10 protein-coding genes are annotated in these 15,227 nt (G+C 64.4%); 6 read left to right on the forward strand and 4 right to left on the reverse strand.

The features are described from left to right. On the reverse strand, positions 1-1,782 hold a 1,782-nt coding region (gene asnB / locus ACIQ51_RS12560; RefSeq protein WP_396205395.1), incomplete at its 3' end, for an asparagine synthase (glutamine-hydrolyzing). A 2-nt stretch (positions 1,783-1,784) separates the two neighbouring features. Next, a complete protein-coding gene (locus tag ACIQ51_RS12565) occupies positions 1,785-3,719 on the reverse strand; it encodes a bifunctional homocysteine S-methyltransferase/methylenetetrahydrofolate reductase (protein WP_396205396.1) in 1,935 nt (644 codons plus the stop codon). A gap of 16 nt (positions 3,720-3,735) precedes the next feature. Here ACIQ51_RS12565 and metH point away from each other — a divergent pair, with 16 nt between their 5' ends. The 6 genes from metH (at position 3,736) to ACIQ51_RS12595 (ending at position 13,141) form a co-directional block, all read left to right on the forward strand. Beyond that, entirely contained in the window at positions 3,736-7,467 is a 3,732-nt protein-coding gene (metH, locus tag ACIQ51_RS12570; protein WP_396205397.1) for a methionine synthase, read from the forward strand. A 94-nt stretch (positions 7,468-7,561) separates the two neighbouring features. Next, positions 7,562-8,530: an exosortase/archaeosortase family protein gene (locus ACIQ51_RS12575; protein WP_396205398.1), complete on the forward strand. Its 969-nt coding sequence runs from the start codon at positions 7,562-7,564 to the stop codon at positions 8,528-8,530. Then, positions 8,527-9,198, forward strand: a complete 672-nt coding sequence (locus ACIQ51_RS12580; protein WP_396205399.1) for an exosortase C-terminal domain/associated protein EpsI — start codon at positions 8,527-8,529, stop codon at positions 9,196-9,198. Before ACIQ51_RS12575 ends, ACIQ51_RS12580 begins: the two co-directional genes overlap by 4 nt. A 5-nt stretch (positions 9,199-9,203) precedes the next feature. After that, entirely contained in the window at positions 9,204-10,280 is a 1,077-nt protein-coding gene (locus ACIQ51_RS12585) for an NAD-dependent epimerase/dehydratase family protein (RefSeq protein ID WP_396205400.1), read from the forward strand. Further along, entirely contained in the window at positions 10,277-11,593 is a 1,317-nt protein-coding gene (locus ACIQ51_RS12590; protein WP_396205401.1) for an O-antigen ligase family protein, read from the forward strand. Before ACIQ51_RS12585 ends, ACIQ51_RS12590 begins: the two co-directional genes overlap by 4 nt. Positions 11,594-11,743: 150 nt before the next feature. Continuing rightward, on the forward strand, positions 11,744-13,141 hold the full coding sequence (locus tag ACIQ51_RS12595; RefSeq protein WP_396205402.1) for an oligosaccharide flippase family protein: 1,398 nt from the start codon (positions 11,744-11,746) through the stop codon (positions 13,139-13,141). Between the two features lie 41 nt (positions 13,142-13,182). Here ACIQ51_RS12595 and ACIQ51_RS12600 read toward each other — a convergent pair whose 3' ends face one another. Together ACIQ51_RS12600 and ACIQ51_RS12605 are read right to left on the reverse strand one after the other, a co-directional pair. Beyond that, a complete protein-coding gene (locus tag ACIQ51_RS12600) occupies positions 13,183-14,352 on the reverse strand; it encodes a glycosyltransferase family 4 protein (RefSeq protein ID WP_396205403.1) in 1,170 nt (389 codons plus the stop codon). Between the two features lie 19 nt (positions 14,353-14,371). Then, positions 14,372-15,227: glycosyltransferase family 4 protein (locus tag ACIQ51_RS12605; RefSeq protein ID WP_396205404.1), on the reverse strand; the 856-nt coding region annotated here is incomplete at its 5' end.

Here is a 15,227-nt window from a genome sequence, read left to right on the forward strand (position 1 = left end):
GTACGCCAGCAGCGCTCGCTGATCTACAAGGCCGTCACGCGAGTCGCCGCAGGTCTCATCGACGAGTGATCGCCAGGCGCCGTGCATCCACGCCTCGAGGGGAATCGAGAATCCCTGCTTTCTGGTGAGATCGAGTCTCGGCGGGAGCAGCTTCGTTCCGATGAGCCTGAGCATGATCTTCCGGGCGCCCTCGGCCACCTTGAGGTGATCCGGCACTCCGCCAAACGCGTAGTTGACCACCCCTACATCCAAAAACGGCGCTCGAACCTCGAGTGAGGTGAGCATGCTGGCACGGTCGACCTTCACCAGGACGTCATCGACCATGTAGGACGTGAAATCATTGGCCGTAGCGCGCTGAATTGGCGAGGGGCGATCAATAAAGCGCACGTGGCGAATCTGCTCTGGTGAATGCAAGGCCGATGCGGGCAGATCGCGGATGGCCGCGCTAAGCTGCACTCGCTCATCGGCGCGGAAGATGCGCCCCGCGTTTGCAATGCTTGTGCCGATATCGCCAGCGAGCGATTCGAGTGTGCCTCTGCCGCGCGTTCCCTCCGGAATCACCGCGTCGCCAATACGCATCGCCAAGCGCCGCGCCCACCGCGGAATGGTTCGGCGTAGGCGTTCGTGTCTGATCAGTGCAGGGTAGCGGAGGTAGCCACCGAACAACTCATCGCCCCCGTCTCCGCCAAGCGCCACCGTGGCGTGGCGCCGGATTTCCCGCGAGACGAGATAGGTGGGAATCATCGACGAGTCGGCAATGGGATCGTCGAATTGTGCGACAAGTGAAAGGAGGAGCTCTGGTGTGGCCGGAGGCGTTTCGAGTTCTACATGCTCCGTGCCGAGATAGTCAGCCACCATGCGCGCATAGGGTCCTTCGTCGAATTCCTGGTGGCCGGGAAACCGCGCCGTAAATGTGCGCAGGCGCTGGGCACTCGTCTGCGCGGCGATCGCCGTGACCAGGCTGGAGTCCACGCCACCGCTCAGCAGCACGCCTACGGGAACATCGGCCATCAGCTGGCGCGAGACAGCCTGCGTGAGCAAGGCTTCGGTGCGTTCTTCAATCTCCTCGGGTGACACGTCGGTCGCGCGCTGCTCCAAGGATGGCACGGTCCAGTATCGCGTGCTCGCACATTCACCCGAGGTCACATCAATCGTCATTATGTGGCCCGGCAAGAGACGATGAATGTCTGCAAACATCGTGTTCTCACCGGTTACGTACCCGTACGCGAGATACTCGTTGATCGACGCTCGCTTTACGGTTCTACTGATGCGCGGATCACAGAGTAACGCTTTGGCTTCGCTGGCGAATGCGAGCAAGGCGGGCGAGTGATGGAAAAAGAGCGGCTTCTCGCCTGCCCGGTCGCGCGCGAGGAGGAGACGGCTCCTGCCCGGGTCGTATAAGGCGAACGCGAACATGCCTTGGAGTCGGGTGACACAGTCGGCACCCCATTCGGCATAAGCGGCGAGGATCACCTCGGTGTCGGACCCGGAAACGAACCGGTGGCCAAGGTGGCCGAGTTCGGCCCGCAATTCCCTGAAATTGTAGATCTCGCCATTGAATGTGATCACGGTGCCCGAATGCCGGTGGATCATCGGCTGGTGGCCCGCGTCGCTGAGGTCTACGATCGCCAAACGTCGATGACCCAGGCCCACGCGTTGATCACTGGAAATCCACGTGCCGCAGGAGTCGGGCCCTCGATGGGAGAGCGCATCACGCTGGCGATTGAGTAGCTCCGGATTGATCGGCTCGCGAAATCCGATGCTGCCGACGATGCCGCACATGATTAACGGAGGGGCGGCTGGAGGTCAGGCATGACCTGCAGCGCGAGTTCGACCTTCCCAAAGGGCGCGCTTACCTGCACGCCCTGAACGGCTCCGCGGACGCGATCCAGGGCTTCTCTGGCAATGGCGATGCCCTCTGCCAGCGCATGTTCCTTGCTCTTGTCGTTCGCCTTCCGCATGCGCTCGAGGATCTCCTTCGGTACGGTCACGCCGGGAACTTCGTTCGCCAGAAATTCGGCGTTGCGCGCGCTCACGAGCGGCCAAATACCGGCGATCACCGGAATGCGCACGTCGTGAATGCTGTCCAGGAATGCTTCGAGTTGTGCCGGATCGAAAACGGGCTGGGTGATCGCATACTCAGCGCCTGCCTCCACCTTCCAGTGAAACCGCTTGAGTTCATGGGCCGGGTCGATGGCGACCGGGTTCACTCCCACGCCAATCACGAACCGGGTGGGCTCCCCAATGGGATTGTTGCCCGGGTCCATGCCGCGGTTGAGGTTCCGCACCAGGTTGGTGAGGCCGATGGCGTCGATGTCGAAGACCGCCGTGGCATCGGGATAGGGGCCCATCTTCGGCGGGTCGCCGGTGATGAGCAGCATGTTGCGGAGGCCAAGGGCCGAGGCCCCCAGCAGGTCGCTCAGCATGCCGAGCAGGTTGCGATCGCGACAGGCGTAATGCGTCACCGCCTCGATGCCGTGGCGCTCGATGATGAGGCTCGTGGCGATGGCGCCCATGCGGCTCTGCGCACGCGGACCATCGGGCACGTTGATGGCATCCACTCCCGCCTTGGCCAGCGCGGCGGCATCGTGCTCCAGCTTCACCGTGTCCACGCCGCGGGGCGGCACGATCTCCACGCTCGTCACGAACTTCCCCGCGGCGAGCTTGGCGCCAAGTCGCGAGCGCTGCCCAAGCGGTACCGGGGGGCGCGCCTTGCCATCATCGCGCGCGTCCGCCTCACGGGTGGCGCCCAGCTGCACCCTCGTACGCGGCGCGAGCGGGCGTACCCCCTCGGCCATCGCCTTGATGTGCTCCGGTGTGGTGCCGCAGCAGCCGCCCACGATCTTTGCGCCGGCCTGAATGAGATGCCGCGCATAGGTGGCCATGTATTCCGGGCTGGCCATGTACATCGTGCGGCCACCGACGTCTCGCGGCATACCGGCATTGGGCTGCGCACTCAGCTTGCGCGTGGTCACCGCGGCCATGCGCTCAATCGCCTCGAGGATCGTCTGGGGCCCCACCGAGCAATTGAGCCCGATCACATCGACCCCCCACTTGTCGAGCACCCGCGCCACGTCTTCCGGGCTCGCGCCGAAGGCGGTGCGCATCTCGGGCCCGACCGTGGCCTGAGCAATGATCGGCATGGCCGCGTTCACGTCGCGCGCGGCGAGCACGGCCTGTTCGATCTCCTCGAGATCGGCAAACGTTTCCAGCACGAAGCAGTCGGCCCCGCCGTCGGCCAGCGCCCGCAGCTGCTCCCGGAACAGGGCGCGCGCCTCGTCGCGGCTGGTGGGGCCATAGGGCTCGAGCCGGATGCCGAGCGGGCCCACGGCGCCCGCGACCAAGCGCTGCTCTCCCGCCGCCTCGCGGGCAAGTTGCGCCGCGCGCTGGTTGATCGCCGCGACCTGCCCCTCGAGCCCGTACTGCGTAAGCTTGGCGCGGTTGGCGCCGAAGGTATTGGTTTCCACCACCTCAGCGCCGGCCTTTACGTACGCGGCGTGGACCTCACGCACCAGGTCCGGACTGCGCAGGACCAGCTCGTCGTAGCACTGGTTGATGAACACGCCCTTGGCGTAGAGCATGGTGCCCATGGCGCCGTCGAAGATCACCACCTGATCGGGGTCCAACAGGCGGGACAGCAGGGCCGCGCGGGGCGATGCACTCAATGCCACGGCTGGCGACGAGTTCGGGGCCGTTGGGTGCTCAGAGACAGTGGTCATATGTAGCTTTCAAGATATGTCGAACATTGCCGCCCACGCACCGTCTGTTGTTCTGGCCGCGCGATCGCTGCGCAACGCCCGGCTCACGGCCGCGCTCGCCTCCCGCATCCTCGTCCTCGACGGCGCCATGGGCACGATGCTCCAGCGGCACCGCCTCACCGAGGCCGATTACCGGGGCATTGGCAAGACGGACCGTTTCACCGACTGGCCGCGCGACCTCAAGGGGAACAACGATCTACTGGTGCTCACGCAACCAGAAATCGTGGCCGGCATCCACGCCGAGTATCTGGCGGCCGGGGCGGACCTCCTCGAGACCAACACCTTCAATGCCAATGCCATCTCCATGGCCGACTACGGCATGGAGGCGCTGAGCTACGAGCTCAACGTGGCCGGGGCCGCTCTCGCCCGGCGAGTGTGCGACGAGTACGAGGCGAAGGACCCAAGCCGCCCCCGCTGGGTGGCCGGCGTGCTGGGCCCCACCAACCGGACCGCCTCCATTTCCCCCGACGTGGAGAACCCGGGCGCCCGCAACGTGACCTTCGACGAGCTGGTGGCCGCCTACCTCGAGGCCACCCGCGGGCTGGTAGATGGCGGTGCCGACATCCTCATGGTCGAAACGATCTTCGACACGCTGAACGCGAAGGCGGCGTTGTTCGCGGTCGAATCGTACTTCGAACAGACTGGCACCCGCCTGCCGGTCATGATCTCGGGCACCATTACCGACGCCTCCGGCCGCACCCTCTCGGGGCAGACTGCCGAGGCGTTCTGGACTTCGGTGGCCCACGTGAAGCCGCTCTCGGTGGGGCTCAACTGCGCCCTTGGCGCCGCCCAGCTGCGCGCTTACGTGCAGGAGCTCAGCCGCATCGCCGACTGCCATATCAGTGCGCACCCAAACGCCGGCCTCCCCAACGCCTTCGGCGGCTACGACGAAACGCCGGAGATGATGGCCGAGCACATCGCCGAGTGGGCCAAGAGCGGGTTGCTCAACGTCGTGGGCGGCTGTTGCGGGACCAGTCCGGAATTTATTGCGGCCATTGCCAAGGCCGTGCAGGGTGTGCCGCCGCGTCAGATGCCGCAGCTGGAGCCGCTGCTCCGACTCAGTGGCCTCGAACCGTTCAATGTGGGCCCCACCACGAACTTCGTGAACGTGGGTGAGCGCACCAACGTGACCGGCTCGGCTCGCTTCGCGAAGCTCATTCTGGATGGCAACTACACCGAGGCGCTGGTCGTGGCGCGGCAGCAGGTGGAGAACGGCGCGCAGCTGATCGACGTGAACATGGACGAAGGGTTGCTGGATGCGCAGCACGCCATGGTCACGTTCCTCAACCTCGTGGCGAGTGAGCCCGATATCTCCCGCGTGCCCGTCATGGTCGACTCCAGCAAGTGGAGCGTGATCGAGGCCGGGCTCAAGTGTCTGCAAGGCAAGGGGATCGTGAACTCCATCTCCCTCAAGGAGGGGGAGGCGGAGTTCCTGCGTCAGGCGCGTCTCGTGCGCCACTATGGCGCCGCCGTGATCGTGATGGCCTTCGACGAGCAGGGGCAGGCCGATACAGTGGAGCGCAAGGTGGAGATCTGCACGCGCGCCTACCGCCTGCTCACGCAGCAGGTGGGGTTCCCGCCGCAGGACATCATCTTCGATCCCAACATCTTCGCCATCGGCACGGGCATCGAGGAGCACGCCGGCTACGCGGTGGCCTACTTCGAGGCCACGACGCAGATCAAGGCGACGCTGCCACACGCCAAGGTCAGCGGCGGCGTGAGCAACGTGAGCTTCTCCTTCCGCGGCAACAACCCGCTGCGCGAGGCCATTCACGCCGTGTTTCTGTATCACGGCATCAAGGCCGGCATGGACATGGGCATTGTGAATGCCGGTGCGCTGGTGCCGTACGAAGACATCCCGCTCGACCTGCGTGAGCGCGTAGAGGACCTGGTCCTCAATCGCCGTCCCGATGCCACCGAGCGCATCATGGAGATCGCCGACAGTGTGCGAGGTACGGCCAAGGCGGGAGGCACGGAGTCCGCTGCCTGGCGGCAGCTGGGCGTCACGGAGCGATTGACCCATGCGCTGGTGCACGGCATCGACGCCTTCGTGGTGGAAGACACTGAAGAAGCGCGTCAGGCGGTGGATCACCCCATCGAGGTGATCGAAGGGCCGCTCATGCGTGGCATGAACGTTGTGGGTGATCTCTTCGGCGCGGGCAAGCTGTTTCTGCCACAGGTGGTGAAGAGCGCGCGCGTGATGAAGAAGGCGGTGGCGCACCTCATTCCGTACATCGAGGCGCGCAAGACCGCCAACAGCAAGGCCGCCGGCCGTGTGCTCATGGCGACGGTCAAGGGCGACGTGCACGACATCGGCAAGAACATCGTGGGTGTGGTGCTGCAGTGTAACGGCTACGAGGTGGTGGACATGGGCGTGATGCAGCCCTGCGCCGCCATTCTCGACAAGGCGCGCGAGGTGAACGCCGACGTGATCGGCCTCAGTGGCCTCATCACGCCCAGCCTCGAAGAGATGAGTTTCCTGGCCAGCGAGATGGAGCGGCAGGGGTTCACCATTCCCCTGCTCATTGGCGGAGCCACCACCAGCAAGGCGCATACGGCGCTCAAGATCGAGCCCGTGTACAGCGGGCCGGTGGTGCACGTGCTCGATGCATCGCGCGCGGTGGGGGTGACCAGCAACCTGCTGAGTGACGAGCGCCGCGAGGCGTTCGTGAGCGAGGTGCGGGCGGAGTATGCCAACATCCGCGAGTCGCGGGCCGCACGTGGTGGGGCGGAACGGCTCGTGCCGATCGAGGCGGCGCGCGCCAACAAGGCGCCCATCGACCTCACCGTGCCGGTGCCGGCGCCCACCTTCACGGGGCCCCGTACGCTGGCGCCGTACCCTCTGGAGGATCTGGTCCCGTACATCGACTGGACGCCGTTCTTCCAGACCTGGGAGCTCGCGGGGTATTTCCCGGCCATTCTCAGCGACCCCGTGGTGGGGGACACTGCCCGGACCCTGTATGCCGACGCGCAGGAGCTGCTGGGGCGGATCGTGCGGGAGCAGCGGCTGGAGGCGCGGGCGGCGTTTGGGTTCTGGCCGGCCAACGCTGTGGGCGACGACATCGTGTTGTACACCGACGAGAGTCGGACCGCTGTTGCAGCCACCCTACACATGCTGCGTCAACAGCTCGACAAGAAGGGTGATGGTCGCCCCAATCACTGTTTGGCCGACTTCGTGGCACCGCGTGATAGCGGCGTGCTCGACTATGTAGGTGCCTTTGCCGTGACCACGGGCCACGGGCTGGAGCGCTTGGTCGCCGAGTTCGAGGCGCAGCACGACGACTATGGCAGCATCATGGCCAAGGCGCTGGCCGACCGGCTGGCCGAGGCCTTCGCCGAACGGCTGCACCAGCGGGTGCGCACGGAGTTCTGGGGGTATGCGCCTGACGAGACCCTCGACAACGAGGGGCTGGTGAGGGAGCGGTATCAAGGGATCCGGCCGGCCCCCGGGTACCCTGCGTGCCCCGACCATCGGGAAAAGGGCACCCTCTTTGCTGTAGCCGAGGTCGAAGCACGGACCGGGATGACGCTCACGGAGAGCTATTCCATGTATCCAGCCGCCAGCGTGAGCGGCTGGTACTTCTGGCGCCCCGAAAGCACGTACTTCGGGGTGGGGAAGGTCTTGCCGGACCAGCTGCACGATTACGCGGCCCGTGCCGGGCACGAGGCGAACGATCCACGATTTACGGCGACCCTCGTGGCCGGCTGAGGCCGGGTAGAAGACGCCCGCTGCTGCACCAGTGACGCCCTGCTCGCGTGGGGCGTCCCTGCATTGACGTATTCCTCAATGGCCCAGAATTGCTGTGACGAGCCCTGCCACAACCAGTGCCGCCGCCCTCACGGTCGGTGCGCCCAATCCGTCCGTGCCAACCGCGGTGCTGCGTGATCTCCGCGCGCTGCGCGCCCGCATCCGGGCCCTCGCCCCTGGGGAGTTGGCGGTGCACCTGCTGACCGCAGGGCTGTTTGCGGTGCTCTTTGCGAAGCCGTTCATGTTGCTGCTGGACGCCTGGTGGACCGATTCCAACAGCGGGCACGGCATGCTGCTCGCGCCGCTCAGCCTGTGGTTCGTCTACAAGAGCGGCATCGTGAAGGGCGCCGCGCCAAATCACGGGGTGGGCATGGCAATGATCATCGCTGCGGTGCTGTTCCGCTACGCAGCAGACCTGGCTGTCGAACTGTTCGTGATGCGCGGCAGCATGATCATGGCGCTGGGCGGCCTCGTGGTGTGGTACGCTGGCTTCCGGCAGCTCCTGCATTGGTGGCTGCCGTTCACCTTGGTGTCGCTGAGTATTCCCATTCCCGAGGTCATACTCAACACGGTGGCGTTGCCGCTGCAATTCACGGCGAGCAAAATCGGCGCTGCGCTGCTGGCGTGGCGCGAGATCCCGGTGATGATGCATGGCAATGTGATCAACATTCCTGGGCAGCAGCTGTTCGTGGCGGAAGCGTGCAGTGGCTTACGCTCGCTCACCGCACTGCTCAGCCTCGGAGTGCTCCTGGGCGCGCTCTTCCTCGACAAGTGGCCCACTCGGGTGCTGCTCATCCTGATCGCCATACCGATCGCGATCCTGATCAATGGCGTGCGTGTCTTCCTCACGGGCTTTCTCATTCTGTTCGTGAGTCCCGAAATGGGTCAGGGCTTCATGCACACGAGCGAGGGGATGCTGATGTTCGGCGCGGCCTTCGTGATAACCGCGGCCGTGGCCTGGGCGCTCGGACATCTCGAGCACATGGTGCGGCGTCGCCCTCACAGCCTGGAGTTGCACGGATGAACCGCTCTCTGCGATTGCTGCCGCCGCTGGCGCTCGGCTGTGGCGTGCTGCTCATCTCGGGGGTGCGCGAACAGCGTGCGATGCAACCACTCGCTCCGATGCGCTCCATCCCGCGCACGCTTGCCGGGCTCGAAGGTCGCGACCTGGTCGTGCCTGAGGAGGAGCGTAAAGTGGCCGGCATGAGCGACTACATGATGCGTGTGTTCACTGAGGACTCCATTCCTCGGTTTACTACCTACGTCGGCTACTATGATCGTCAGGTCCAGGGGAAGTCGATCCATTCACCCAAGAACTGTCTGCCTGGCGCTGGATGGGAGATCCTCAACAGTGCACGCGTGCCGCTGCCGATCGCCGCACCGGCCCGAGTCAATCGGGTGCTCCTTGCCAACGGCGGCACCCGCGCCCTGGTGTACTACTGGTATCAGGGACGTGGCCGAATCTCCGCCAGCGAATACGCGGTCAAGTGGGAGCTCATGCGTGACGCGGCCTTGAAAGGGCGGACGGAGGAAGCGCTGGTGCGGATCGTCGTCCCCCTTGGGCGGGCGAGCGCCCCGGCGCGTCTCGAAACGGCGGTGGCGCAGGCGGATTCCCTCGCCCTACGCGTTGCTGTTGCGCTCCAGGCCGAAGTCGGGAAGCGCCTTCCCGGATGGGCCAGCACCGCGCTGTGAGCCTGATGCCCGATACCGACAGGGTGTTCGGCGTACCGGTGCCCGGAGAGCGTCCGATATTGATCACCGGCGGTTCGGGGTTCATCGGATCCCATTTCTGCCGGACGTTCGACGCGCTTGGGCAACGCTATGTCATTTTGGATCTGCACGCGCCGGACGCGTCGTCGCGCCCCGTGCGCTTCGTGCGCGGTGACATTCGGAACAGGGCGGCGATTGAGCGCGCCCTCGAGGGCTGCGGCGCCGTGCTGCATCTGGCGGCCGCGCACCACGACTCGGGCATCGACACCGAGACCTACTACGGTGTCAACCGGGACGCGACAGCGCTGCTCGTGCAATGCATGCGTGAGCACGCCGTACGATCCTTGTGCTTCTATTCGTCTGTGGCGGTGTATGGGTCGTCGCCGGTTTCGTGCACGGAAACCGCGCCCACCACTCCCGATTCGCCCTATGGCGCGAGCAAGCTGGCGGCGGAGGCCGTCGTGGCGTCGGCAATCCGCGATGGTGACCTTGCGGCGCTGATCATCCGGCCGACCGTCACATTCGGCCCCGGGAACTTCGCCAACATGTACTCGCTGATTGAGCAGATTGCGCGTCGGCGGTATGTCCATGTTGGTCCGTCCGCCAATCGGAAGAGCCTATCATACGTCGAGAACATCGTTGACTTCACGCTCTGGGCGTGGTCGCGGATGCGTGAGCCTCTCGAGGTGTACAACTGGGTGGAGTCTCCCGATCTCACCAGTCGCGAAATCGCCAATCACATCGCATCGGCATTGGCTGTACGTCTTCCTCGCGTTGGCATTCCGGTGCAATTAGCCCTATTGGCCTGTCTGCCACTCGAATTGGCGTCGCGCATGCTGGGACGCGAGGCGACCGTGAGCCGAATGCGCATTCGAAAGCTGGCGGTATGCGAAACCGTGTTCTCGTCGGAAAAAGCGAGACGCCTCGGGTTCTCGCCACGTGTGCACCTCGAGGCCGGCATTCGCAACATGGTGGACTGGCAGCGGGGATTGCCTAGCCGCGAGCGGATTCGCCGCATCGCGCCAGCGGAACCCGTGCAGGACATTGAGGTGCACGGGCCATGACCATGCCCGTGGGTGCGCCGGTCTCGACGGCGGTTGGGCACCGTGGGTCCATGCTCCGTAGCGGCAGCAGGGGCGCCTATTGGCCAGCCTCGTGGAAGGTCACCGTTCTCGTGCTTGGCCTCATGGTCGTTCGTCTTGGCGAGGTGCTCGGCTCACTGCAGCTCGCGAAACCTGTTTTGCTGGCTACCATCGCGGCCGTGCTGCTGCATGTCGTCCATTCGCGCCCTGCCGCATGGCGGAACGTATGGCGCTCGCCGATGCTCCAGGCGTTTCTTGTCTATGCGGCCCTTGTTGTCCTTTCGTTTCCATTGTCCACGTGGCGGGGGCAAACATGGGCGACGATGAAGGTGCTGCCATGGGGCGTTGCATTGATCGTCGTGGTGGGTCTGACCACGCCGACCATCAAGGCCGCGGATCTGGTGGTGAGTCGAATGTCCTGGCTCGCGGCGATGCTCTGTGCGGTGCTGTTGGTGCGGGGTGAGTATCTCGAAGGCAATCGCCTGACCAGCAGTGGCAGCTACGACCCTAACGACCTCGGCGCTCTGTTCGCCCTGACGTTTTGCTTTGCCATCGGCGGCGTCATGCGTGGTTCGAGGGTAAGCCGACTCGTGTCGCTGGTTGCCGCTGGGCTCCTGTTCTTTGGCCTGATGAAGACCGGATCGCGAGGAGCGCTTCTTGGGTTCATAGGCGGCAGCGCCACCCTCCTCCTTTCAATGCGCCCACAGCGGATCATACTGGGCACCATCGCCCTCCTTGCCGCCGGACCGGCCGTGTGGTCCGTGCTCCCCGAGTCGATGACCGTCCGCGCGGCGACGCTTCTTGCGATTGATGAGGACTACAACACTACCAGCAGTTCCGGGCGCGTCTATCTGTGGAAGCGAGGATTGACGTTTGCCGCACAGAATCCCGTGTTCGGCGTTGGTGCCGGTGCCTTCGAAGCAAAGCTTGGCCACGACTTTCAGGAGCACAACGTCAACGGCGCGTGGCATACGGCGCACAATACGTACGTGCAGATTGCCGCGGAGGTCGGTTTCGGGGGGCTGCTCACGCTGCTCTTTCTGCTGTTTCAATACGTCCGCAACGTCAGGAGGTATTGGAGCTGGCGCTCGCCGGTGTACCGGCCCGACTACCTCGCGGCGCTCATCGCGTACGCCCTGTGTATCGTGTTTTTGTCGCATGGCTACAGCTACCTGCTCTTCGGGGTGGTCGCACTCGGTGGGTATCTCGGCATGGTCACCCCCGAGCGGACGTCAGCGGTGGTCGTGCCGTCGCGAGGTCCGATGCCGGGTAGGCCTCCCCATCGGATACGCTAACGCGCGGAGCGCCGCTCGCTGAGTACCGCCATTGATGAGGACCCCCGTGAGAGCGTGGGAACGGACGAAGCGACCCGCGGGCGCCATGTGTGGCACAGTGCGCGGTGGGTCGCGTTGGCGCGGTGGGGGCCGCTGGTCGTCACGTGGCCGGTGACGATCGCACTCGCCCGCATTCTGAGCCCGGCCGACTACGGTTACCTCGCACTGGTGACGGTCTTCACCCGGTGTGGACGCATTCTGGCTGAATCGGGTGTATCGAACCTCATTGTACTGGGCCCGGAACTCCAGCGAGGTCAGCTCAGACAACTGCATGGCTGGTCCATCGCGGCCTTCGGCAGCATTGCCGCGATACTGGTGCTGTGTGGGCGATCAATCGAGCGGTATTACGGAACCCACGGGCTTGTTCCGCTCGTCGCCGCGCTCGCCGCTGGTCTGATGATCGAGGGCTTCGCGCTCGCACCGCTGGCGGCCTTGCGCCGAAAGATGGCGTTCAAGGTGGTGTCGACCGCGGACATTCTGCGGGCGCTCGGCGACTCACTGACCTGCCTGTGCCTCGCCCTGATCGGCGCAAGGTACTGGTCGCTCGTGTTCGGGTACCTCGCTGGGGTGACCATCCAAACGCTATTGATTCTCTGGAATGCCCGACTGCTCCCGGCGTTGCCGACCCTCGCGGGCCTCACGCCGCTGGCCGGGCGAGCGAAGCATCTCGTGACGGCATCCATTGCCGGCTTTCTCGCACAGAACGCGGACGCATACCTCGGCGGGCGCATTCTCGGTGCACACGCGCTGGGGGGCTACACGTACATGATGGCGCTGGCGTTCGCGCCCATCGAGAAAATCGCCGGTATCCTGACCTATATCGCCCCGTCGGTCTTCGGCAGCCTACGTGGAGACCGACCGGCTCTCGGTCGGGCAACGCTCAAGTTGGTCTCCGCCTCCGCCATGATCATCGTGCCAGCCTTCGTCGGCCTGATTGTTGTCGCGGATGACGTGGTCGCCGGCGTGCTGGGCGCCAAATGGCTGCCGTATGTCTCCGTCCTTCGAGTGCTCTGTATTCAAGGCATCTTTGTACCGATGATGGTGACCATCGATACCGCCCTGATTGCCGCTGATGGGGAGGGTACGTTTGCGCAGAACAGCATGTTGAATCTGCTCATTCTGCCCCCCTCGTTTCTGCTTCTCAGCTATTTCTTCGGGCCGCTCGGACTGGCACTCGCCTGGCTGGTGCCACTGCCCTTCCTCATCTACCGGCGTGTTTCCGCCTTGCGAGTGGCGACCGGCATTCTGGGAGCCGACTGGCTGAGAGTCGTTGGTGCGAGCACGACCTCCGCCATGGCCATGGGCGCGGTAGTCTACGTGATCCGTGAGCTGCTGGTTCACTCAAGCGCGATTCCAGCCGTCACACGGCTGGTCATTTGTACGATCGCAGGCATGGCGATGTACGGCGCGCTCGCCATCAAGGTGCATGCCGCAGAGATTCGGTGGCTGCTTGGCTCCATGTCTCATCCTCTGGCGGCACGAATGGTCACACTCCTTCCCACAGCGTGATCCGAACAACCCGCATGGCGAAGGGCACACGACAGCAAATCTCAGCGCAGTGCGTGACGCTCGTACACCTCCAGCACCTGCCGAACATGTGCCTCTGGCGTGAATCGGGTGCGAACCGATGCACGAGCCCGAGTCGAAAGCGCGAGGCGCAGCGGTGGATCGTCGGCCAGCCTTGAGATTCGCTCCGCAAGCGCGTGGGAGTCGCCGCTGGGGAAGGTGAACCCGTCCGTGCCGTCGTCAATGAGCTCCGATGCTCCGCCGCCCTCGGATGCGATGACGGCGACGCCCGCCATCATCGCTTCGGCAATGACTCGTCCGAATGGCTCCGGTTGTAACGAGGTGTGAACGGCGATATCCACCGTGGTCAATGCCTCCCAGACATTCGGCGCGCGGCCCATGAAGGTCACCTGATGGGAGATCGACAGCGCATCGCACAGGGACCGGAGAGACGTGATGTACGTACGGTCCTCGGTTGGCGAATCCCCGTAAATACGCAAATGCAGCGGCGCGGTTGTCTGGGTGATGGCCTGTGCAAACGCCTGGAGGAGCAGTTCATGACCCTTCCACGGAAGGAGCATGCTGAACGCCGCGACTTCTACACGGGAGGCCGTGTCGGTGCTGCGGTCTGCGTTCGTGGTTGCCTGAGGCGGCATGATCGGGTCAAAGATGACATGGACCAGGTCGCGGGAAATGCCGAGGTCATAGAGTGACTGTGCGACACTGCTCGTGATCGCAATGTGGGTGTCGGGATTGACGTATCGTGCAAGTGCCCGTGTCAGGCGTGTGGGGCTCTCGAGGTTGCGTTGATGGCACACGACCGTGCAACCCAGCAGCTTCGCCGCAAGAAGCGCGGGGATATTGCTCGAGAGACCATTGTTGAGATGCACAACGTCCGGCTTGCTGCGAAGAATGCGTACGGCAAATCGCAGAGTGCGTACGGCCACCGTGACTGCGTACTCGGCAAGCCGAAGGGATCTCGGGGCGCGGATACGTTGCGTCCAGTGTGGAGGAGCAATGACGATCCGATCCGGAGCAATGCCACGCTCTTCGGCAATCGAACGCAAGGTGCGGTGTGTCAGCAGGCGCCAATCGCGATCTGCCGGCAGGTTGGTCAGCAATTCGACCAGGCTGACAAGGGATCCGCCGAAGCCGATCGCATCTTCAACGTAGAGGGTCCTGACAGCGCGTCGCGCGAGGGCTCGTCGTGACATCGTCCGGGGGAGTGGTACGTCAACCGTGAAGAAGACCGCGTACGATCTCCACGATTTGTCCGGCGTACCGGTCGCGGGAGAAGTGGTGGTGCGCGCGGCGCCGTGCGTTGTCGCCGAGGCGGCGTCGGCGCATAGGGTCGTCGATCAAACCACGGATTGCATCGGCAAATGCGGGCACGTTGTCGGGCCGGCACTTGATGCCAGTCACACCATCTTCAATGGTCTCACGAAGACCGGTTGCGTCGGCGATGATCGACGGCACACCGTGGGTGGCTGCTTCGATGACCGTCAGCCCGAAGCCTTCTTCGACCGACAGCTGCACGTTCACGTCGAAGCTCTTGTAGAAGCCCTCGAGCGTATCCACTCTGCCGGTGATGAAGATGCGCGTTCCTGCGGGTGATACGGCCCGTCGCGCCAGCAACCGTTCTCGTTCTGGGCCATCACCGATCAGAAAGAGGAAGCAGTCGTGATGCGTCTCCGCTAGCTGCTCGAACACCTCAATGGCCAGCAGGGGCCGCTTGTGGTGGACCAGTGCGCCAATCTGTCCCATGACAAAGGCACCGTCGGGAATGCCATAGCGATGGCGCACCGAGGTGTCCTCAGTCCCACCATGGTCATTGGTGAACACCGCATTGTACACCACGCGACCATCCGCACCGGTGGCGGCACGAACCCATTCCTTCGTAAAGAGGGAAGGGTAGAGCCGCTCGGTCGCATGCTTGACGAGCCACGCGTTGAGATAGCGCGCGTACGAGGGATGGTGTAAATGACAGATCACGGGAAGCCCACGTAGGCGTGCGATGGGCACGGCAACCTGACAGGGACGACCGCCGCTCACGAACATGAGGTCTGCAGCGATTGCGGCCGTGTGGCGA

The organism is Gemmatimonas sp. (genome assembly GCF_044344655.1).
Lineage (GTDB): Bacteria > Gemmatimonadota > Gemmatimonadetes > Gemmatimonadales > Gemmatimonadaceae > Gemmatimonas.